The 20,484-nt window shown below is 71.6% G+C and carries 19 protein-coding genes; 6 read left to right on the top strand and 13 right to left on the bottom strand.

What is annotated here, in order from left to right:
- The first annotated feature begins 29 nt into the window (after positions 1-29).
- On the top strand, positions 30-1,382 hold the full coding sequence (locus AC1DWR_RS07965; protein WP_477624182.1) for a phosphotransferase: 1,353 nt from the start codon (positions 30-32) through the stop codon (positions 1,380-1,382).
- Between the two features lie 16 nt (positions 1,383-1,398).
- On the opposite strand, the gene AC1DWR_RS07960 is transcribed toward AC1DWR_RS07965, so the two are convergent.
- Genes AC1DWR_RS07960 through moeB form a run of 4 tightly spaced genes read right to left on the bottom strand, consistent with a single transcriptional unit; the run spans position 1,399 to position 9,716 of the window.
- Positions 1,399-4,851: an ATP-dependent helicase gene (locus AC1DWR_RS07960; protein WP_477624181.1), complete on the bottom strand. Its 3,453-nt coding sequence runs from the start codon at positions 4,849-4,851 to the stop codon at positions 1,399-1,401.
- Positions 4,851-8,060, bottom strand: coding sequence for a PD-(D/E)XK nuclease family protein (locus AC1DWR_RS07955; protein WP_477624180.1), 3,210 nt, complete (start codon positions 8,058-8,060; stop codon positions 4,851-4,853). The genes AC1DWR_RS07960 and AC1DWR_RS07955 overlap by 1 nt, the downstream gene beginning before the upstream one ends.
- 56 nt (positions 8,061-8,116) lie before the next feature.
- A complete protein-coding gene (locus AC1DWR_RS07950) occupies positions 8,117-8,479 on the bottom strand; it encodes an MGMT family protein (protein ID WP_477624179.1) in 363 nt (120 codons plus the stop codon).
- Between the two features lie 10 nt (positions 8,480-8,489).
- On the bottom strand, positions 8,490-9,716 hold the full coding sequence (gene moeB / locus AC1DWR_RS07945) for a molybdopterin-synthase adenylyltransferase MoeB (protein ID WP_477624178.1): 1,227 nt from the start codon (positions 9,714-9,716) through the stop codon (positions 8,490-8,492).
- A gap of 91 nt (positions 9,717-9,807) precedes the next feature.
- Here moeB and AC1DWR_RS07940 point away from each other — a divergent pair, with 91 nt between their 5' ends.
- The 3 genes from AC1DWR_RS07940 (at position 9,808) to AC1DWR_RS07930 (ending at position 11,191) form a co-directional block, all read left to right on the top strand.
- Positions 9,808-10,449, top strand: coding sequence for a TetR/AcrR family transcriptional regulator (locus AC1DWR_RS07940; RefSeq protein ID WP_477615675.1), 642 nt, complete (start codon positions 9,808-9,810; stop codon positions 10,447-10,449).
- A gap of 79 nt (positions 10,450-10,528) precedes the next feature.
- Positions 10,529-10,750, top strand: coding sequence for a DUF3107 domain-containing protein (locus AC1DWR_RS07935; protein ID WP_477615674.1), 222 nt, complete (start codon positions 10,529-10,531; stop codon positions 10,748-10,750).
- Positions 10,751-10,924: 174 nt separating this feature from the next.
- Positions 10,925-11,191, top strand: a complete 267-nt coding sequence (locus AC1DWR_RS07930; protein ID WP_477615673.1) for a GlsB/YeaQ/YmgE family stress response membrane protein — start codon at positions 10,925-10,927, stop codon at positions 11,189-11,191.
- A gap of 64 nt (positions 11,192-11,255) precedes the next feature.
- Here the strand turns inward: AC1DWR_RS07930 and AC1DWR_RS07925 are convergent, their stop codons facing one another.
- Positions 11,256-11,948: a ferritin-like fold-containing protein gene (locus tag AC1DWR_RS07925; RefSeq protein WP_477615672.1), complete on the bottom strand. Its 693-nt coding sequence runs from the start codon at positions 11,946-11,948 to the stop codon at positions 11,256-11,258.
- A gap of 208 nt (positions 11,949-12,156) precedes the next feature.
- On the opposite strand from AC1DWR_RS07925, the gene AC1DWR_RS07920 reads away from it, so the two are divergent.
- Complete coding sequence (locus AC1DWR_RS07920) at positions 12,157-13,791, top strand: DEAD/DEAH box helicase (RefSeq protein ID WP_477624177.1); 1,635 nt, start codon at positions 12,157-12,159, stop codon at positions 13,789-13,791.
- Between the two features lie 63 nt (positions 13,792-13,854).
- Here AC1DWR_RS07920 and AC1DWR_RS07915 read toward each other — a convergent pair whose 3' ends face one another.
- The 7 genes from AC1DWR_RS07915 to AC1DWR_RS07885 form a co-directional block, all read right to left on the bottom strand.
- Complete coding sequence (locus AC1DWR_RS07915; protein WP_477624176.1) at positions 13,855-14,403, bottom strand: GNAT family N-acetyltransferase; 549 nt, start codon at positions 14,401-14,403, stop codon at positions 13,855-13,857.
- Between the two features lie 25 nt (positions 14,404-14,428).
- On the bottom strand, positions 14,429-15,475 hold the full coding sequence (locus AC1DWR_RS07910) for an NAD(P)-dependent alcohol dehydrogenase (RefSeq protein WP_477624175.1): 1,047 nt from the start codon (positions 15,473-15,475) through the stop codon (positions 14,429-14,431).
- 101 nt (positions 15,476-15,576) lie between these two features.
- Positions 15,577-16,317 carry a ParA family protein gene (locus tag AC1DWR_RS07905; protein WP_477624174.1) on the bottom strand — a complete coding sequence of 247 codons (741 nt, stop codon included), beginning with the start codon at positions 16,315-16,317 and terminating at the stop codon, positions 15,577-15,579.
- 99 nt (positions 16,318-16,416) lie between these two features.
- Positions 16,417-17,277, bottom strand: a complete 861-nt coding sequence (locus tag AC1DWR_RS07900) for a RecB family exonuclease (protein ID WP_477624173.1) — start codon at positions 17,275-17,277, stop codon at positions 16,417-16,419.
- 10 nt (positions 17,278-17,287) lie between these two features.
- Entirely contained in the window at positions 17,288-17,905 is a 618-nt protein-coding gene (locus AC1DWR_RS07895; RefSeq protein ID WP_477615666.1) for a MarC family protein, read from the bottom strand.
- Complete coding sequence (locus AC1DWR_RS07890; RefSeq protein ID WP_477624172.1) at positions 17,902-18,762, bottom strand: PHP domain-containing protein; 861 nt, start codon at positions 18,760-18,762, stop codon at positions 17,902-17,904. The genes AC1DWR_RS07895 and AC1DWR_RS07890 overlap by 4 nt, the downstream gene beginning before the upstream one ends.
- Before the next feature lie 49 nt (positions 18,763-18,811).
- Positions 18,812-19,186 (bottom strand): YciI family protein, encoded by a 375-nt coding sequence (locus AC1DWR_RS07885; protein ID WP_477624171.1) that lies wholly within the window; start codon positions 19,184-19,186, stop codon positions 18,812-18,814.
- Positions 19,187-19,368: 182 nt separating this feature from the next.
- On the opposite strand from AC1DWR_RS07885, the gene AC1DWR_RS07880 reads away from it, so the two are divergent.
- Positions 19,369-19,887: a MaoC family dehydratase gene (locus tag AC1DWR_RS07880; protein WP_477624170.1), complete on the top strand. Its 519-nt coding sequence runs from the start codon at positions 19,369-19,371 to the stop codon at positions 19,885-19,887.
- 46 nt (positions 19,888-19,933) lie between these two features.
- On the opposite strand, the gene AC1DWR_RS07875 is transcribed toward AC1DWR_RS07880, so the two are convergent.
- Positions 19,934-20,473 (bottom strand): MarR family winged helix-turn-helix transcriptional regulator, encoded by a 540-nt coding sequence (locus AC1DWR_RS07875; protein WP_477624169.1) that lies wholly within the window; start codon positions 20,471-20,473, stop codon positions 19,934-19,936.
- Between the last annotated feature and the right edge of the window lie 11 nt (positions 20,474-20,484).

Below are 20,484 nucleotides of genomic sequence, written 5' to 3'. Positions count from 1 at the left end.
GGCGCGCCCGCACGGCATACGGTGACGGTGTGGACCGCAGCCCCCTCTTCCTCGCCGCTCTCGCGAGTGCTGCCGTGCCGGGCCTCGACCCCGCGAGCGTCGAGGCCCTCCCCGGTGCGCACGAGCACCCCGAGCGCGCCAACAGCTACGACGTGGCGTTCGTGCAGGACACCCAGCACCGACGGTGGGTCGTGCGCGTGCCGCGCAGCCAGGCGGCCGCCGCCCAGATGGAGTCGACCTTCGGGCTGCTGGCCCTGTTGGCGCGACGGCTGCCGTTCAGCGTGCCGACGCCCAAGGGTTTCGCCGCGCTGAAGGAGGGCGGCCGGGCCGCGATCTACCCCTACCTGCCGGGGCAGAACATCGACTTCTCCCAGCTGTCGGGCGGTCCCGGGCTCGCCGCCGAGCTCGGGCGGGCCATCGCGGCCCTGCACAACGCTGACCACGGGCTGTTCGACGAAGCCGGGCTCCCGGCCTACGACGCCGACACCTACCGCACTCGGCGACTCAGCGAGCTGGACCGGGCGGCGGCCACCGGACACGTGCCGACGGGGCTCCTGGCGCGCTGGGAGAAGCTGCTGGAGGACGTCACCCTGTGGCGGTTCGCGCCGACCCCGACCCACGGGGACCTCACCGGCGACCAGGTGCTGGTGGTCTTCGACGACGAGGAAGACGCCTCGACCGGCCGGGTCAAGGCGCTCACCGGCTGGGAGGACGCCAAGGTCGCGGATCCCGCGGACGACTTCTTCGCACTGGTCACCCAGGCGTCGCCGAGGGCCATGGAGACGTTGATGGAGGCCTATGCCCACGCCCGCGCCGAACGCCCTGACGTCCACCTGTTGACCCGGGCCCGGCTGTGCGCCCAGATGCGGACCCTGTCACAGCTCATGTCCGCCGTGACCGGAGGCGACCGGCTGGAGGTCGAGCGCCACGCCTCGGCGTTGCGCCGACTGGACGCGCGGGTGCATGCCGAGGAAGAGGAAGCCAACGACTACCGGCGCGCGGGTCTGACGCCTGCTCGGCCCAAGAGCCCGGTGCTCGTGCCGCCGACGGTCGTCGATGACGAGGACGACGAAGAGGACGACGTCGAGGTGATGTTCGGCCGGACCGCTGACGCTGACCCTGACCCTGACCCTGGAGACGGCGAGGACAGCCGCGACAGCGACGACGAAGCGCTGGCGGCGCCGGACGAGGAGGACAGCGATCTCGAGGACGACGGGTCGCCTCAGTTCGGGCTGGCCGAGAACGACGTCACGGCAGAGATCGACGTGTCCGAGCTGCGCGCTCCCGAGCCGATCGAGGGCGAGGACCCCGGACCGGAGTTCGAGCCCGGCTACAGCCCGCGGTCCTCGCAGCGCGGCCCAGTCGGGCACGCCGACTCCTAGCCGCGCACGCCGACTCCTAGTCGGGCACGCCCGCCAGCAGCTGTGCCAGGGCGTCGGCGTCGGGTAGGTCCGGCCAGACGGTCTCGCCCGTGGCGGCGTAGTAGAACGCCGCATCGACGGAGTCCAGCTCGAGGCCGCGAAGGCGCGCAAAGGCGACGCGGTAGGCCGCGAGCTGCAGGGCACGTGCCGCCCCGGAACCACCCCGCGGCGTGGCACCGGTCTTCCAGTCGACGATGGTGAAGCCACCGCCCGGCCGGGGGAAGACCGCGTCGATGCGGCCCCGGACCGCGATCCCGTCGATCACCGTCTCGACCGCGATCTCGATCTCGGCCGGGGTGCGGTGTGCCCAGTCGCTGGCGAGGAACCGCTCCTTCATCAGGGGAAGGTCGTCATCATCACCGGGGTCGTCGTCGGCGCTGCCGGGCAGGTCGAGGATGTCGACCATCGCGGCTTGGGCGAAGTGCTGCTCCACCCACGCGTGGAAGGCCGTTCCGCGGCGAGCGGCCAGCGCAGGGGGTTCGGGCATGGGGCGCCGCAGGGCCGACGCGAAGCGGGCAGGATCCTGGGCCAGTGCCACCACGGCCGACGCGGAGAGGTGCCGCGGCATGAGGACGGTGACGTCGCCACGGTGGGCCAGCCGGCGGCGTTCTTCGAGCAGGAGGTCGAGCTCCTCGAGCACCGGCAGCGCGGCGCCGGGCATCGGCAGGATCCCTTGCTCGGCGGCCTCACCGGGTTGGCTCGACCCCTCGGCGTGCGCCTGTACGGCGGACCGGACGGCAGCCGCACCGGTCGCCAGGGCGGCACGGCGCTGGGCGAGCGGGTCGGCCGGCCACTGGACGGACACCGCCTCGGCCGCCGAGGGGTTCACCGCCTCGTCGGGCAGCGCGGGGTCAGGAAGGTCGACCCACGCGAGGCGCTCGACGGGCAGGACCTGCTCGGCCTCCACGACCTCGGTGAGGAACCGCGAAGTGACCTTGGGCGTCTTGCCGTCGGTCCAGACCGGCGCCGTCAGCAGCATGTCGGACCGGGCCCGGGTGAAGGCGACGTAGGCCAGCCGACGTTCCTCGTCGACACCGTGGTGTCCCCCGGCGCGCAGGAAGTCCTCGACCCGAGTGTCCATGTCCTTCCAGTCCGACGCTGCCTGCCAGTCGAGCAGGGGGAGCCCGTCACGGTCGCCACGCAGGGCGTAGGGGATGCCGCCGTCGGACAACCCACCGATCCACCCGCGCTGCTTGGGCGGCGACATCCGCCACTGCTCGCCGTCGGAGCGACTGGCCGCCGAGGACAGCGCCGGGAACGAGCCCTCCACGAGCCCGGGGACGGCGACTGCGTCCCACTCCAGGCCCTTCGCCGCGTGCACCGTCAGGATCTGGACCGCGTCGGAGGAGGCCTCGATGTAGCCCTTGTCGAGCCCTCGCTCCTCCTTGAGGGCGGCGGCCAGCCAGGCGAGGAACCCGCCGAGGTTGGGTCGGTCAGCGCTGACGGTGAAGGTCGCTGCGACGTCGGCGAAGGCGTCGAGGTGGGCGCGAGCGGCGGCCGGCGTGTAGCCCTCTCGGGCCAGCACCTCGATGTCGAGGCCCAGGGCGCGTTCCGCCTCTCCCACGAGATCGGCCAGCGGCAGGGCCGACAGGGACCGAAGCCGGCGGATCGCCTGCTGCAGCCCGCGCAGCCGACCCAGCCCCACCTCGCTGACGCCCTTGCCGTCCCAGCTGGTCCAGCCCGGACGGGGCGGGTCGTCGACGGCCTCGACGATGCTGACCCGGTCGGAGCTGTCGGGCGCCTGGTCACGGGTCGTGCGAGCGGCTGGCCCCGCCACCGCCCCTTCGGCGTCGTCGTCGTCCTGTGGCGCGTCGCGGTCGTCGACACCCAGCCTCAGGTCCTGCTGGTGACGGGCCCACGCCATCAGCCCGTCCAGGTCGGCCGCCCCCAGACGACACAGAGGGCCGGTGAGCAGCCGCATGAGCTGGTCCCCCCGACTCGGGTCGTTGACGACGTGCAGCAGGGCGGTGATGTCCTCGACCTCGGGGGTGAGCAGCAGCCCGCCGAGGCCGACGACCTCGTGGGGGATCCCCCGGGAGTCGAGCGCGTCGATCAGGGCAGCGAACTGGGACCGCTTGCGGCACAACACCGCGGACGACGTGGCCCCGGCCGCTCGACGGTCCTGCAGCCACGTGGCAACCAGGGCAGCCTCGTCGCCCGCCGTCTCGACACGGGCAGCCACCACCCGTCCGGGCCCTGCGCCCGCACGCGAGACGAGCTCGTCGACGGGGACCTTGGACCCCGCCCGCAGGGGACCGGCCACCGCGTTGGCCACCCGGAGCACCCCCACGTCGTTGCGCCAGCTGGTCGCCAGGGGCAGGACCGGAGCCAGCCCGCCGTCGGGGCCGAACGCGCTGCGGAACTCGCTCAGGGTGGTCGCGCTGGCCCCTCGCCAGCCGTAGATCGACTGGTGCGGGTCGCCCACGGCGGTCACCGGCGACGGCTCCCCCGGCGCGACGAACAGCGACCGCAGCAGCTCGAGCTGGGCGGCCGAGGTGTCCTGGAACTCGTCGAGCAGGACAGCGCCGAAGCGCTGCCGCTCGATGGCGCCGATGTCGGGGAAGGTCATCGCCAGTCGGGCGGCCAGCGCCATCTGGTCGGCGAAGTCCATCGCGTCACGAGTGCGCTTGAGCGCGAGGTAGCGCTCGACCATCGGCAGCACGCCGGCCCGCGCCCGCAGCTGCTCGCGCATCTTCTTGACCTCGCCGGGCAGGTCCTTGCCACGTGCCCCGGCGTGCGGGGGCAGCGCGGCCAGTGCATCGAGGACCCGGTCGAGGTATGCCGCGACGTCACCGACGCCGACCAGGTGCTCGGCCATCTCGCCGGCCAGGTCGACGACGGCTGCCGTCACGGTGGACTCGGCGAACTGCACGTCGTCCATCGGCCCGTCGTAGGCGGCGACCACCTCGGACGCGTACTGCCACGCGGCGGCCTCGGACAGCAACCGTGACTCGGACTCGTAGCCCAGCCGCAGCGCGTGCTCGCGCACCAGCCGCCCTGCATAGGAGTGGTAGGTCGACACGGTCGGCGTCCCGCCCAGGACCTCGGCCCCCGTCTCGGCGTCGTCGGTGCGAGGGTGCCACACGTCGCGCTGCTGGAGCAGCCGCAGGCGGGCCCCGATGCGCTCGGACAGCTCGGTCGCGGCCTTGCGGGTGAAGGTGAGGCCGAGGACCTGGTCGGGCTCCACGAAGCCGTTGGCGACCAGCCACACGACGCGGCCGGTCATCGTCTCGGTCTTGCCCGACCCGGCTCCGGCCACGACGAGCAGCGGCGACATCGGCGCCTCGATCACCTCGACCTGCTGAGCCGTGGGCTCAGGTTGGCCGAGAGCATGGGCAATCTCCTTGGCGGACAACAGATCTCGCCCCATCGGCACCTGCGTTGCCAGATCCTGCGCTGTCAGGTCCTGCGTTGTCGGGTTGTGCGCCATCAGAGCACCCGTCCCTCGGGCTGCGCCGGGCAGGAGGCCCTGAGCTGGCACAGCTTGCACCAGTCCCCGACCGTCGCCTTGAAGGTCGAGCCGGCCATCCCCTCGGCCGTCGACGTCACGAGGTCGGCGGCCCACTGCGGATCCGCGTCGTCGCGGAGCGGGCCCTGCGTCTGCAGGGTCGTCTTGACCAACGCGGCCTTGCCGACCTGGAGCAGGGCGGCGCCGGCAGACCGGTCGCCCAGCTCGCCGAAGGCGCCGCTCTCGACGCCGAGCTGGTAGGCACCGAGCTGCGGGTGACGCGCGAGCTCCTCGGCGCGGGGCTTGCTGCTGCCCGTCTTGTAGTCCACGACGCGCAGCGCCGTGCCGTCCGGCGTCCTCTCGATGCGGTCGACCTTGCCGCTGAGGACGGCCCTGCCGAGGACGACCTTCATGTCGATCTCGGCACCGAGCCGCACCCAGCCGCCCGCTCGCGCCTCGTCGAAGTAGGTCGCCAGCCTGCGGACCATGCCGTGCGCCTCCAGGCGCTTGCGGTCCGAGACCCAGCCGGCCGGCATACCGAGGCGGCCCCAGCGGGCATCCACCTCGGCGACCAGGGTGTCGGCATCGACGTCACCCAGCTCGGCGGCGATGTCGTGGACGAGCGTGCCGATGTCGGCGGCGCCGACGGACGGCCCGTCCCCGCCGACGGAGCCGAGCAGCCAGCGCAGCCCGCAGTTGCCGAACGACTCGACCTTGCTCGGCGAGACCCTGACCTCCTGGTCGTCGGACCGCAGTGGACGGTCGTCGGACACCTCGCGCAGCGCCCACCACTGGCCGGGGTCGGCCCCCGGCACACCCTCGCGGGTGAGCCGGGACAGCGCGGCCACCGCAGTGGCGCGCACCGCAGGGTCCTCCGAGACGAGCTGGCGGCGCAGCTCACCCACGAGGGTGGGCAGGGTCATCGTGCGTGCGACCTCGGCGAACCGTCGATCTCCTTGAATGGCAATGGTTTCCGGGTCGACGACGTCGAGGTAGACCGAGGGCTGCTCGTCGTCGGAGCGCACCGCGGTCACGATGACGCGATCGCTCGCCCGGGTGAGCGCGACGAGGAACGACCTCGTCTCGTCGTAGCGGACGGCCGCCTGCGCCGCCCGGAACGTCGTCGCCCGCCCCGCCACCACGTCGACCAGGTGCTCCGAACCCAGCAGCGAACCCCGCAGCCGCAGGTCTGGCCAGACGCCTTCCTGCACCCCCGCCACGACCACGAGGTGCCACTGACGCCCGGCAGCCGCCTGGGGTGTCGTGACGGTGACGGACTCTCCCACCGGCGACCGGGCGACCAGGGTGTCGCCCGGGATGTCCTGGCTGCCGATGTGCGTGAGGAACTCCTCGGGTCCGGCCTGCGGAAGCCGGTCGACGAACTTCGCCGCCGCGTCGAACAGCCCCACGACGGCGTCGAGGTCACGGTCCGCCCGCGCTGCACCCGCACCACCGCCGAGGGCGGTCGCCTGCCACTCGGCTCCGAGCCCGGTCGCGGCCCACATCGCCCAGAGCACCGACTCCGCGCTGACGCCGGCCTCCCAGCGCCAGACGGCGCCGTCCCCCTCCCCCTCCAGGACGCCCCGCGCCTCCTTGACCCCGGCGGCGATCGTCGCGGCGACCCGCCGAGCAGGGGTGGCTTCCGGCCCGAGCTCGATCAGGGCACCGGGCATGACGAGGGCTTCGGCGAGCAGCTCGTCACTCGTGCGCCCCCCGCCGTTCTCGAGCTCGAACCTGCGCAGTGCCCGGCGGAGCCGTCGCAGCCCGACCGCGTCGGCACCACCGATGGGGGACAAGAGGGTGTCGACGGCTACCTCGGGGTGGAGCGCCTCGGTGGCACCGCGGGCCAGGTCGAGGACCACGTCGAGCAGCGCCAGCAACGGCCGGACTGCCACCTCGTCGCGCACGGGCAGGTCGGTGGCCGTCCCGGCGACGGGCACCCCTGCCGCCATCAGCACACGGCGCAGGGTCGCGGTGCGCCCCTGGCCGCGGACGATGACGGCCATCTCCGACCACGGGATGCCGAACCTCAGGTGCGACTCGCGCAGCTCGGCGGCGACGTAGCTGGCCTCCTGGCTCACGGCGCGCAGCAACCGCACGTCGAGCTGGCCACCGGGACGCCCGGCGGCGGCGCCGCGCTGGAGGCCACCCCCGAGGGCGCCGATCTTGGGGGCAACCCTGGCCGCCGCGTCGACGACCGCCTGCGGGAGCCGGTATGCCGTGGGCAGCACCAGCGTGCGGGGCCCACCGGAGCGTGCTTCGACGCCGGTCGCGCCCACCGCGTGCTCAGAGGTCGCGGCCAGCTGCGTCCAGCCGTCGCTGAGGTGGCGCGGGTCCGCCCCGCGGAAGGTCTGCACCGCAGCGTCGGGGTCGCCGAGCAGGACCAGGTCGAGGCCCGGGGTCGCCATGGTGCGCAGCAGGCGGGCCGCGGCCGACGTGAGCTCCTGGGCGTCATCGACCACCACCAGGCGCAGCCCGTCGACGAGCCGCGCACGGGCCGCCGGGTCCTCCTCGAGCAGATCAGCCGCGGCCCCGAGGATCCACGCCGGGTCGTAGGCACCCGGTGCGGACAGCGCGGTGACCTCGTCGTACTCGGCCAGCACCTCCGCCGCGGCGACCCACTCCGGCCGGTCGTGCTCGCGCCCGAGCTGGACGAGGTCTGCCGGCTCGAGGTCGTGCTCGACCGCGCGCATCAGCAGGTCGCGCAGCTCACCCCTGAAGCCGCGGGTGCCCAACGCCAGGTGGACCCGCTCGGGCCACGCCGGGCCGGTGCCCTCCTCCACGTGGCCGGCCAGCAGCTCGCGCAGGATGACGTCCTGCTCGGGTCCGCTCAGCAACCGGGGCGTTGGATCCCCTCGCAAGGCGGCCGCCTGGCGCAGGATGCCGAAACCGAGGGCCTGGTGCGTCCTGGCGAGTGGCTCCGTCGACGTGCCGCCGAGCCGGGCCGTCACCCGCTCGCGCAGGCTGCCGGCCGCGACCCTCGAGGACGTGAGGATGAGGCACTGGTCGGGCGTCGCCTCACCCGACTCGACCCGGGCGACGACGGCCTCGATCGCCGTGGTCGTCTTGCCCGTGCCCGGACCTCCGAGCACGCGCAGCACACCACCGCGGTGAGCCAGGACAGCCAGCTGGACGTCGTCGAGCGGGGGCGCCTCGGCCACCACGCTCGGAGCGCGGCGCAACGTCAGCATCCGCTCATCCCACCATCCGCGACCGACAGTCGACCGGCCGCCACGCCCTGCGGAGCTCAGGAGTCCGGCGGCGGGACAGGGATCTTCGCCTCCAGCCACCGGGCCCGCGACAGGTCGACCCGTCGCCCCTCGACCTGACCGCGGACGAGAGGGGTGCCCTCCTCGCGGTAGTGCGCCAGCGCCTCGGCCTCGAGGCCTTGCGGAAAGTAGCCGCCGGACCGGATCACCCGCCACCAGGGCACGTCCGAGCCGTATCTCGCCATGACGGTTCCGACTCCGCGGGGGCCGCCACGCCCGAGCAGCTCGGCGATGTCGCCGTACGTCATCACCTTGCCCTCGGGAATCGTGTCCACCACCTCGAGCACGTCGTCGGCGAAGTCGCTCGGGGCACCACCGACCCGCCCTGGCTGCGTAACCATGCCAGCCCCTTCAGTAGACCGGCAGGCTCGGGTCGACGTCCTTCACCCAGGCCAGCACGCCCCCGGTCAGGTTGGCGACGTCGGCACGGCCCCCCGCGGCGAGCAGCCCGGCAGCCTCCGCTGACCGCACACCGGACTTGCACATGACCACGACCGGTATGCCGAGTGGCAGCTCGTCGGCGGCCGTCCCGTCGCGGAACCGGTCGAGGTGCAGGGCCCGGGCGCCGGGGATCGACACCACCGCACGCTCCCCCGGTTCGCGGACGTCGACCAGCTCGAACTCCCGGTCCCCGCTGTCCCGCTCCGCCAGCATGGCGGCCAGGTCCGTCGCCGACACCTCGGCGAACGCGGCAGCCGGCGCGCGGCTGCCCTCGCCCTCAGTCTGGACGGACCCCGACACGGAAGCACCCGGCATACCGCAGAACTGCTCGTAGTCCACCAGCGAGGTCACGGTCGGCGACTCGCCGCACACGGGGCAGTCGGGGTCGGCGCGGACGGTGAGCGAGTCCCAGGTCTGGCGCAGGGCGTCGTGCACGAGCAGGCGTCCTACGAGCGGATCACCTTGTCCCACAATGAGTTTCACTGCCTCAGCCACTTGGACGGACCCGATGGCCGCGCACAGCACGCCGAGCACACCGCCCGTCGCGCAGGAGGGAACGGCATCGGGCGGCGGGGGTTCGGGGAAGACGCAGCGGTAGCAGGGGCCGCGGCCGGCGAACCAGACCGACACCTGGCCGTCGAAGCGGTAGATCGAACCCCACACGTGCGGCATACCGAGCAAGACGCACGCGTCGTTGACGAGGTAGCGGGTCGGGAAGTTGTCGGCCCCGTCGAGGACGACGTCGTAGTCGGCCAGGATCTGGAGCGCGTTCTCGGAGGTGAGCCGCACGTCGTGGCGGACGACGGTGACGAGCGGGTTGATGGCCGCCACCGTCTCGGCCGCGGACTCGGTCTTGGGACGACCGACGTCGGCGACCCCGTGCACGACCTGCCGCTGGAGGTTGGAGGCGTCCACGACGTCGTCGTCGACCACCCCGATGGTGCCCACTCCAGCGGCCGCGAGGTACATCAGCGCGGGCGAGCCGAGCCCCCCTGCACCGACGACCAGCACGCGGGCGTTGGCCAGCCTTCGCTGACCCTCCAGGCCGACCTCGGGGAGCAGGATGTGGCGGGCGTAGCGGGCCTTCTGCTCGGTCGTCAGCTCCGGTCCGGGCGCAACCAGCGGTGGGATGGCCATGTGATGCAGGTTACCCACCCGTACGATGTTCACGACACCGCAGTCAGGCCGCACCACCGCCGAACGCTGCACCATCGAACAGAAGGTCCCCATGTCCCTTCGAGCAGTTCCAGGCACCGACAACGCCCGGGGCCAACGCCTCCCACGCTCCGCCCGCCGCGCCCAGCTCCTCGAAGCGGCCCAAGCCGCCTTCGTGGAGTCCGGCTACCACGCGGCCGCGATGGACGACATCGCCGATCGTGCCGGCGTCTCCAAGCCGGTGCTCTACCAGCACTTCCCCGGCAAGCTCGAGCTCTACCTCGCCCTGCTCGACAAGCACAGCGAGGCGCTCGAACAGCTCGTCCGCGAGGCCCTCGCGTCCACCCAGGACAACCGGGAACGGGTCTACGCCACCATCGCGGCCTACTTCGACTTCGTCTCCCGTGACGGGGCGGCCTTCCGGCTGATCTTCGAGTCCGACCTCACGAACGAGTCCGCGGTCCGCAACCGCCTCGACGCCGTCGGCCTGGTCTGCGCCGAAGCCGTGGCCGAGGTCATCGCCGAGGACACCGGGCTGACCGACGAGGACGCCTCGCTGCTGGGTATGGCGCTCACCGGGATCGCGCAGGTCAGCGCCCGCCACTGGCTCGCGCAGGGGTCCGACGTGCCCAAGGAGGAGGCCGCCCTGCTCATGGGTGCACTCGCCTGGCGAGGCCTCGGGTCGTTCCCCAAGGTGGGCGGGGAAGGTTCCTGACACACCGCTCGTTAGCCTTGTCGAGAGTTCCGCACGCGCTCGTATGCCGCGTGCCCACCCAACCCTGAAGGGAACCACCGTGGAGGTCCGCATCGGCGTCCAGAACGTCTCGCGCGAGGTCGTCTTCGAGTCGACCGAGAACGCAGCCGACATCGCTGCCGCCGTGAGCAAGTCGCTCGAGAAGGGCACCGTCCTCACACTCGTCGACGACAAGGGGCGCCAGCTCCTCGTCCCGGCCGCGGTCCTCGGCTACGTCCAGATCGGCGAGTCCGACAAGCGCGGCGTCGGCTTCGGCGTCTGACCCTCCCCTGGCAGGCCCCTCTCGCGGCCCTGACCTGCACCGATACCGGGCAGATCGTGTCCGCACCGTGACGCAACACGCCGTTGGAGTATGTGCGGTTTGGCGCGATTCATGGTGGGGTAATGACGCAATGCGATCGGTCAGCCGCTCGCTCACACGAAAGTGAGGCAGCACATGGAGATCATCGGTGTCATCATCGCGGGTGCCATCATCGGCGCCCTCGCCAAGCTAGTCATGCCGGGTCGCCAGGCCGGCGGGATCATCGTCACGATCGTCCTCGGCATCATCGGCGTCATCATCGGTTACTACCTCGCAGCGGCGCTGGGGGTCGAGGCCACCAAGGGCGTCGACTGGCTCCGCTGGATCATCAGCATCATCGTCGCGGTGGTGCTCATCGCCATCTACGGTGCGGTCACCGGGCGAAGGAACACCACGGTCTGAGACCACCCGCCTCACCCGAAAGGGCCCGGACCGCAACGGACCGGGCCCTTTCGCATGCCCGCCCTCAGGCGGCGAGGCCGAGACGACCCATCCGGCGGGTGTGCTCGTCAGTGAGGCGGGCGAACATCCGGCCGAGCTCGGCCAGGTCGGCGCTCGGGCGATCGGGACCGCCGATGCCACCCACCATGAGCGAGGCCAAGGCGTCGCGCTCGACGGCCACCTGCTGGGCCTGGGAGAGCGCCTCCCCCACGAGCCTGCGGCCCCACAGCGCCAGGCGCCCGGCGATCTTGGGATCCGCCTTGATCGCCTCGCGCACCACCTTGACGACGAACTCGGCCTGCCCCACGTCCTCCATGGCCGAGTGCACCAGCGCCTGCGTCGAGGGGTCGACGTACGCGGCGATCTCGCGGTAGAAGTCGGTGGCGATGCCGTCGCCGACATAGGCCTTGACCAGGCCCTCGTGCCAGCTGCTCGGCTTGGTGCGCTCGTGGAACGCGTCGATCGGGGCGATGAACGGCGCCATCGCGACCTCGGGGTCGATCCCCATCTCGTCCAGTCGGGCGACGAGGATCTCGTAGTGCCGGAACTCGGCCACCGCCAGCCCGGCCACGGCAGCCTTGAGCGGCTGGGTCGGCGACAACTCGCTGTCCCCGGCAAGTCGGGTGAACGCAGTGAGCTCGCCGTACGCAAGCACTCCGAGGAGGTCGGCGACTGCGTCGCGGTACTGCGGATCGGCCAGCCAGTCGTCCTTGGTCATGCCCGTCACCCTAACGTCGGGGCCCTCGGTGACCCTCGCCGATGCGGGGATGTCGGGGCCGCACCGCTAGACTCAGGTGGTCAAAGGTGCCCGGTCGGCACGAATCAGCCGCGGACACGGTCCGCGCTACCCATGACGAAGACCTCCGATCGGCCCGCTGTGCGAGCGCCACCCCGACTGTGGGGGCGCCCCCGATCGAGAGAACTCCATGACTGAGACCACCTCGGGCACCCACGCGCCCGACGCCGAGCTGTCCGATGCCACCACGCCGGACACCACCGCCGACGCTCCCGTCGCCGCACCGGCCGACCCGACGTTCGCCGACTTCGACGTCCACCCCGACATCGTCGCCTCGCTGGGCGACGCCGGCATCGTGACGCCCTTCCCCATCCAGGCGATGACCCTCCCGGTCGCGCTCAGTGGGCACGACATCATCGGCCAGGCCAAGACCGGCACGGGCAAGACCCTCGGCTTCGGCGTCCCGATGCTCAACCGCACCGTCGCTCGCGGCGACGCGGCCTGGGACACCTTCCCGCACGCCGGCAAGCCGCAGGCCCTCGCCGTCGCCCCGACGCGCGAGCTCGCCGTCCAGGTCGCCGCAGACCTCGAGCGCGCCGGCAAGCGGCGCGGCATCCGCGTGCTCACCGTCTACGGCGGCCGCGCCTACGAACCCCAGATCGAGGCGCTGAAGAACGGCGTCGAGATCGTGGTCGGCACGCCCGGTCGCCTCATCGACCTGGCCAAGCAGGGCCACCTCGACCTCTCGCAGACCAAGTCGGTCGTGCTCGACGAGGCCGACGAGATGCTCGACCTCGGGTTCCTCCCCGACGTGGAGAAGCTGCTCGCGATGACCTCGCCGGCCCGTCAGACGATGCTCTTCTCGGCGACCATGCCCGGCGCCGTCGTCGCCCTCGCCCGTCGCTACATGCGTCAGCCGACGCACATCCGCGCGATGGGTGACGACCAGGAGAACGCCCACACGGTCAAGGCCGTCGAGCAGTTCGTCTACCGCGCCCACGCGATGGACAAGGTCGAGATGCTGGCCCGCATGCTCCAGGCCGACGGCCGAGGCCTGACCATCATCTTCAGCCGCACCAAGCGCACGGCCGCCAAGGTGGCCGACGACCTCACCGAGCGCGGGTTCGCCGCCGCGGCCATCCACGGTGACCTCGGTCAGGGCGCGCGCGAGCAGGCCCTGCGCGCGTTCCGCAACGGCAAGGTCGACATCCTCGTCGCCACCGACGTCGCGGCCCGCGGCATCGACGTCGACAACGTCACCCACGTCATCAACTACCAGTGCCCCGAGGACGAGAAGACCTACCTGCACCGCATCGGTCGCACCGCCCGCGCCGGCAACACCGGCATCGCGGTGACCTTCGTCGACTGGGACGACCTGCCGCGCTGGGGCATGATCAACAAGACCCTCGACCTCGGCATCCCCGAGCCCGAGGAGACCTACTCCTCCTCCGACCACTTCTACGAGCAGCTCGACATCCCGCGCACGGCCAAGGGCCGCCTGCCCAGGGCCGCGCAGAAGCTCGCGGGCCTGGGCGCCGAGGTGCTCGAGGACCTCGGCGAGACGGGCAAGTCCGGTGGGCGTCGCCCCGGCGCCGGCCCGAGCCGCGACGGTGGCGGCCGTGGCCGTGGCCGTGACGGCGGCAGCCGCGACGGCGCTGGCCGTGGCGGTCGTGACGGCAACCGTGATGGCGGCGGCCGTGGTGGCGAACGTCGCGCGGAGAGCGCACCGGCCGAGGGCGGCGAGGCTGCGGCCAAGCCGCGCCGCAACCGCAACCGTCGCCGCACTCGTGGTGGCGCCGGCGCGGGCGAGGCCACCCAGGCCTGACGCCCCCACCCACTGACAGACCAGGTATGCCGCGCGGCGCACGCCGCGCGGCATACCTGTGTGTCAGGCCGGGCGGTCGAGGCGCAGGATGTAGTGCAGCGGGTCGTCGACGGGGTTGTCCGGCGCGAGGTCGCCCTCGGCGACCCGGCGGAACCCTGCCTTCTCCAGAGCTCGCCACGAGGCGACGTTGGCCGCCACGACCGACACGAGAACCGTTGGTGCGTCAGGGAACTCGTCGAACGACCGGGCGACGAACGCAGCGATCATCGCCGTGCCAAGCCCCTGGCCGTATGCCGCGGGGTCACCCAGCAGGTAGTCGATCGTCAGTGCGCCCTCGGGGACCGCGACGAGCGAGGAGAAGTCCGCGAGGTTCTCGGCGTAGTCACTGACCCGGGAACGCTGCACCAGCCCGACCGGTCGACCGTCCACGACGGCCAGCCAGTCCTGGTTCGGTTCCGTGCCGTCGACCGAGGGCCCGAAGTCACGCTCGACCGCGCCCCGCGACCACTCGTGGTTCCACCACCGGGCCACGGGCGGGGCGGCCAGCCACCGGGAGAGCAGCGCGAAGTCGGCGCGCGTCACGCGCCGGAACTCCACGGCATACCCGCTCATCGGTGGCTCGGCCGCGCCGAGGGCCTCAGGCGCCGATCGTCGCGGTGTCGATGACGAAGCGGTAGCGCACGTCGGAGCCGACGACGCGGTCGTAGGCCTCGTTGACCTGGTCGGCGCTGATCGTCTCGATCTCGGTCGCGATGCCGTGCTCGGCTGCGAAGTCGAGCATCTCCTGGGTCTGCGGGATGCCGCCGATGTTGGAGCCGGCGAGGACCTTGCTGCCGCCGAGGAGGGAGAACGCCTGGAACGTGCTCGGCTCGCTCGGCGCCCCGACGTTGACCATCGCACCGTTGGGTCGCAGCAGGGACAGGTACCGGTCGAACGGCAGGTCGGCGCTGACGGTGTTGAGAATCAGGTCGAACTGGCCGCGCAAGTCCTCGAAGGTCGCGTCGTCCTTGGTGGCCCGGTGCTCCACGGCGCCGAAGGCCTTGCTGTCAGCCTCCTTGGCGGTCGTCTGGCTGAGCACGGTGACCTCGGCCCCGAGGGCGGCGGCGAACTTCACGCCGAGGTGGCCCAGGCCGCCCAGGCCGACGACGGCGACCTTGGTGCCAGGGCCGGCCCCCCAGCGCTTCAGCGGGTTGTAGGTCGTGATGCCCGCACAGAGCAGCGGTGCGGCGACGTCGAGCTCGAGGGCGTCGGGGATGCGGACGGCGAACCGCTCGCTGACGACGACCTGCTGGCTGTAGCCGCCCATCGTCTCCTCGCCGTCGTAACCCTTGCCGTTGTAGGTCATGACGGCACCCGCGACGCAGAACTGCTCCTGGCCGTCCTTGCAGTACTCGCACTCGCCACAGGAGTCGACCATGCAGCCGACGCCGACGCGGTCACCCACCTTGTGGCGGGTCACCCCGTCACCCACGGCGGAGACGACCCCGGCGATCTCGTGGCCGGGAACCATGGGGAAGATGGCGCTCCCCCACTCCTCGCGGACCTGGTGGATGTCGCTGTGGCAGACGCCGGCAAAGGCGATGTCGATGGCGATGTCGTCGTCACGCAGCTCGCGGCGCTCGATCGTCGTCGACGTCAGCGGGGCGCCTGCGGAGGCGGTGGACAGTGCAGCGGTGCGGGACATGATGCTCCTCGGGGGTCGGGTTCAGTCACCGTCCAGTGACAAGTCGGCTCGGCGCATCGCTATTCCGCCGCCGCGGGCCGGATCGCCCAGTGGGCGCCGGGTCAGATCTTCTTCGCGAGCGCTGCGGCGACGTCCCGGTAGGCCTTGGCGCCCTTGGAGGTGCGGGAGGTGGCCAGGATCGACCGCCCGACGGCCGGCGCCTCCGCGAAGCGCACCGTCTTGGGGATCGGCGGGTCCAGCACCGGCAGGTCGTAGCGCTGACCGACGTCGGCGAGCACCTCGCGGGCGTGGTTGCTGCGACCGTCGAACAGGGTGGGCAGGATGCCCCACACCTCGAGGTCCTTGTTGAGGATCTTCTGCACGTCGGTCACCGTGTCGAGGAGCTGGCCGACGCCGCGGTGGCTGAGCATCTCGCAGGGCATCGGGATGATCAGGCCCTGGCTGGCGGTGAGGGCGTTGAGGGTCAGGACGCCCAGGCTCGGCGAACAGTCGAGCATGATCACGTCGTACTCGCTGCGCACCTCCTCCAGCACCGTCCGCAGGATGTACTCGCGGCCGGGGCGGGGCAGCAGCTGGGCCTCGGCGCCCGCGAGGTCGATGACGCTGGGCACCAGGTCGACGCCGTCATCACAGGTGACGCGCACGTCGGCGATGCTGGCCCGCCCGAGCAGCACCTCGTTGATCGAGCTCTCGACCTCGTCCGGGTCCACACCGAGGCTGAACGTCAGGCAGGCCTGGGCATCGAGGTCGACGAGCAGCACCCGCTTGCCCTGCTCGGCGAAGGCAGCACCGAGGGAGGCCACGGACGTCGTCTTCGCGACGCCGCCCTTCTGGTTGGCCACCGAGACGATGGTGGCCGGTTTCGCGGATGTCCTGGCCACCAGTGGCTGCCCTTCTGCTGTGATTGCCTCGAGAGTTGCGCGTGCCGGTGGCCAAGTCTGTCAGGTGCGGACCGCGGGCTGCTCCAGGGCCGCCCAGTCGGACTTCTCCGGACCGAAGGCCTGACCCGCGGGGCAGTGGGCGCGGAAGTCGCACCACTGGCAGAGGGGACCGACGTTGGCCGGGAAGCGGCCCGAGTCGATGCCGAACTCGGCGTAGTCCTCCTCGGCCCTGCGCGCGTCCTGCGCGATCGACTCGGCCTCGGCGATCTTGCGCCTGAGCGACTCACCGGTGTGCTCGTGGGTGGCGACGGCGCCGGTCGGGAGGTGGTGCAGCTCGACCCGGACGCACTTGCGTCGGAACATCTTCCACGCGGCAGCGGCATAGAGCGCCAGGGGCAACGACGTGCGGGCGTCGTCGTCGGTCGGCTCCGAGCGGCTGGTCTTGTAGTCGACGACCGCCAGCTCACCGCCACGGTCGTCGAGCCGGTCGATGCGGCCCTGAAGGGTGAACACCTCGGTCTTGAGGGAGACCGTGCGCTCGATGCCGAGCGGCTGGTGGGCCGGGTCGACCTCGTCGAGGTAGTCGACGACCTGCTGCTGGGCCCGCTCGCGCCACTCGCGCGACTGGTCGGCATCGCGGAAACCGAGGTCGATCCAGGACGTCCGGACGAGCTCGGCGCCCGCAGCCGGGGTGCGCTGCTCGGCCGGCAGGTCCCACCAGTCGCGGAGCGCGTTGTGCACAGCCACACCGAACGAGGTGTGCGCACGCTGCGGACGCGAGGCCGGCGCCGGACGGTCGAGGTACTGCATGCGGTAGCGCCGTGGGCAGTCGACCCACGCCAGCAGCTTGCTGGGGCTCGCCCGGAACAGGCGCCGCGGCATACCCCCGAACTCCTGCTGCACGAACTCCCCCACGCTCACCTCGCCCACGTTAGGGGGTGCCGCTGACAAAGGCTCGGATGCTGTCGGCCACCATCTGCACGGCGATCGCCGAGAGGAGCAGTCCGGCGATCCGGGTCACCAGCACGGTGCCGCTGTCCTTGAGCACCCGGTGCACCTGGCTGGCGAAGCGGAAGAAGAGCCAGACGACGAACATCGTGGCGACCAGTCCGGCTGCGACGGCGACGTAGTCGCTGACCGCGTCGGCCCGCTTGACCTGGAGCATCGTCGCGACGATCGCACCGGGACCGGCCAGCAGTGGGGTGCCGAGCGGCACGAGCGCGACGTTGACCCCGGCGTCGGCGTGCTGCTCCTGCTCAGACCCCGTCAGCAGCTGCAGGGCCACGAGCAGCAGGAGGAGCCCGCCGGCTCCCTGGAGGGCCGGCAGCGAGATGTGGAGGTAGGTGAGGATCTGCTGGCCGAACACGGCGAACAGGACGATCACGCCGAGCGCCACGAGCGAGGCGCGGCGGGCGGCTGCGACCTTCTGCTTCTGGGTCAGCGAACCCGTGAGCGCCAGGAAGATCGGGAGCGCGCCGGGCGGATCCATGATGACCAGCAGGGTCACGAAGACCGAGCCGAACGTCTGGAGGTTGATGATGTCGTTCACGTTCGTCCTGCCCTGACCACGTCGGTGCTGCTGGTTGCCTGCTGCTCGATCTGGGCGAGGACGTCGGCCGACGTCGTGTTCTCGCCGAGGCGGTTCTCCTTGCCCACGCCGTGGTAGTCGCTCGACCCGGTGACGAAGAGCCGCAGGCGCGCCGCGAGCTCCTCCGCGTGGCGCACCTCGCCCGGCCGGTGGTCGCGGTGGTACGCCTCGAGCCCCGCGAGCCCGGCCGCGCTCATCTCCTCGATGACCGCGTCGTCGACGGTCCAGCCGCGACCGTTGGCGAACGGGTGCGCCATCACCGGCACCCCGCCAGCCTCGCGGACGAGCTGCACCGCAAGCACCGGGTCGGGTGCGTAGTGCGAGGTGTAGTAGCGGCTGCCGTTGCGCAGGACGTCGGCGAACGCCTCGTCCCGGGTGCGCACGTAGCCGCTGGCCACCAGGGCGTCGGCGATGTGGGGACGCCCCATCGTCGTGCCCTCGCCCGCCTGCGCCCGCACCTCCTCGATCGTGACCGGTATGCCGTCGGCGGCCATCAGCTCGACCATCCGGTCGATCCGGGTCACCCTCGACTCCCGCGCCCGCTCCAGCTCGCGGAGCAGGCCCGGGGCCTGCGGGTCGACGAGGTAGCCGAGCAGGTGGACGCTGACGCCCCGGCGTGAGCAGGAGACCTCGACGCCACGCACCAGGTCCACGCCCACCTCGTGGGCGGCGGCCACGGCAGCCGGCCACCCGGCATACGTGTCGTGGTCGGTGAGGGCCACCACCTCGAGACCGGCGCGCGCCGCCTGGGCGACCACCACGTCGGAGGGTTCGGTGCCGTCGCTCGCGGTGGAGTGGGTGTGGAGGTCGATCGGCACGTGCCCAAGGGTAGGGCCCGGCAGGGATGCCTCGGGACAGCCGTCCCGGTCACTCCGCGACGGGGCGGAGCTCGACGGTCTCGCCGGGACCGGAGAACTTCTGCGCGACCTCCTCGGCCCGTTGCTGGGTGGGGACGTCGATCAGGAAGAAGCCGGCGAAGTGCTCGGTGGTCTCGGCGTAGGGACCGTCCGTGATCTTGCGGCGGCCGCCCGACCAGCGGAACAGCCTCGCGTCGTGGGGGCTGCCGAGGGCTTGGCCGCCCACGAGCTCGCCGCGATCGGACAGGTCCTCCAGCACCGCCTCGAAGTCGGACTGGAGGGCCGCGCGCTCCTCGGCCGACAACGCCTGGTGCTCGGGGATGAAGTCGCTGGTCGGGTGCCCCCAGGGCTGGGGGTTGGAGTGGATGAGGATGACGTACTTCATGGTTGCTGCTCCCTGGTCGGCGTGGGTTGGCCGTGCGGCCCTGTCACCACCCTGACGGGCGGGCGCTGGTCCTCTCGATCTTTGCGACGAAAACTTTCGCCCAGGCTCGACCACGCCGGCTGTGAGGGAACGCACGCGGCATACCGGTGTCCTTGTCCGGCTGCCATCGGCAGGATGGGCCCATGCAATTCGGACGCAGCTACGAGGAGTTCGAGGTCGGTGCGGTCTACAAGCACTGGCCCGGCAAGACGGTGACCGAGTACGACGACCACCTGTTCTGCCTGCTCACCATGAACCACCACCCCCTCCACCTCGACGCGAACTATGCGGAGAACACCACGCAGTTCAAGCGCAACGTGGTGGTGGGCAACTACATCTACTCGTTGCTGCTCGGCATGTCCGTGCCCGACGTCTCCGGCAAGGCCATCGCCAACCTCGAGATCGAGTCGCTGCGCCACGTCGCGCCGACGTTCCACGGTGACACGATCTACGGCCAGACCGAGGTGCTCGACAAGTGGGAGAGCACGTCCAAGGACGACCGCGGTGTCGTGTACGTCGAGACCAAGGGCTACAACCAGGACGGCACGCTCGTGTGCATCTTCCGCCGCAAGGTGATGGTGCCCAAGAACTCCTACCTGGAGGCGCGCGGCGGCGAACAGCCCGGTCGACCGACGCTCACCGAGCCCGAGCCCAAGGCCTGACCCCGCGCCACCTGACCCCGCGCCACCTGACCCGGCGCGGCACGGCTCACCACCGATTCCACGGATGGCGGCCACGGTCGACGTCGGCGACGCGGGCCAGGTCTTCGGTGAGGTCGGCCAACCTCCCTTCGGTGACGTCCTCGGCCACGACGTGGAGGGCGTCGTCGATCGCCCTCCGTGCGCACTCGTGCAGCCGACGACCTTCCTCGGTTGTCGACACCGTCACCGTCCGCTGATCGAGATAGCCGGTGGTCTTGTCGACCAAGCCCTGACCTGCAAGGTTTCCGACCGCCTGGCTGACCGACTGCGGCGCTATCTTGAGCCGGTCGGCGAGATTGGCGATGGGACGGGGGTTGGCCGCCAAGCCCAGGATGTCGAGCCCGGTCAGCGACACGTGCGACATGCCCTGGGCGTTCAACGTGCTGCGCACCAGCCCGTCGACCGCTCGCGACGCCAGGCGGAGGACGGACGGCAGGTCGACGACGGCTTCTTCCCTGGCCAGCGCCGCGGCCCGCTCTTCTGCCGCGAGCTCCCGGCGCTCAGCCCGCTCGTCCGCCTCGGACCAGAAGCCCTCGTTCTCGCTCACCGCGACAGTCT

The organism is Pedococcus sp. P2_E2 (genome assembly GCF_056403955.1).
The sequence above is the reverse complement of the archived record's forward strand: the minus strand, read 5'-3'. Positions and strand labels throughout refer to the sequence as shown.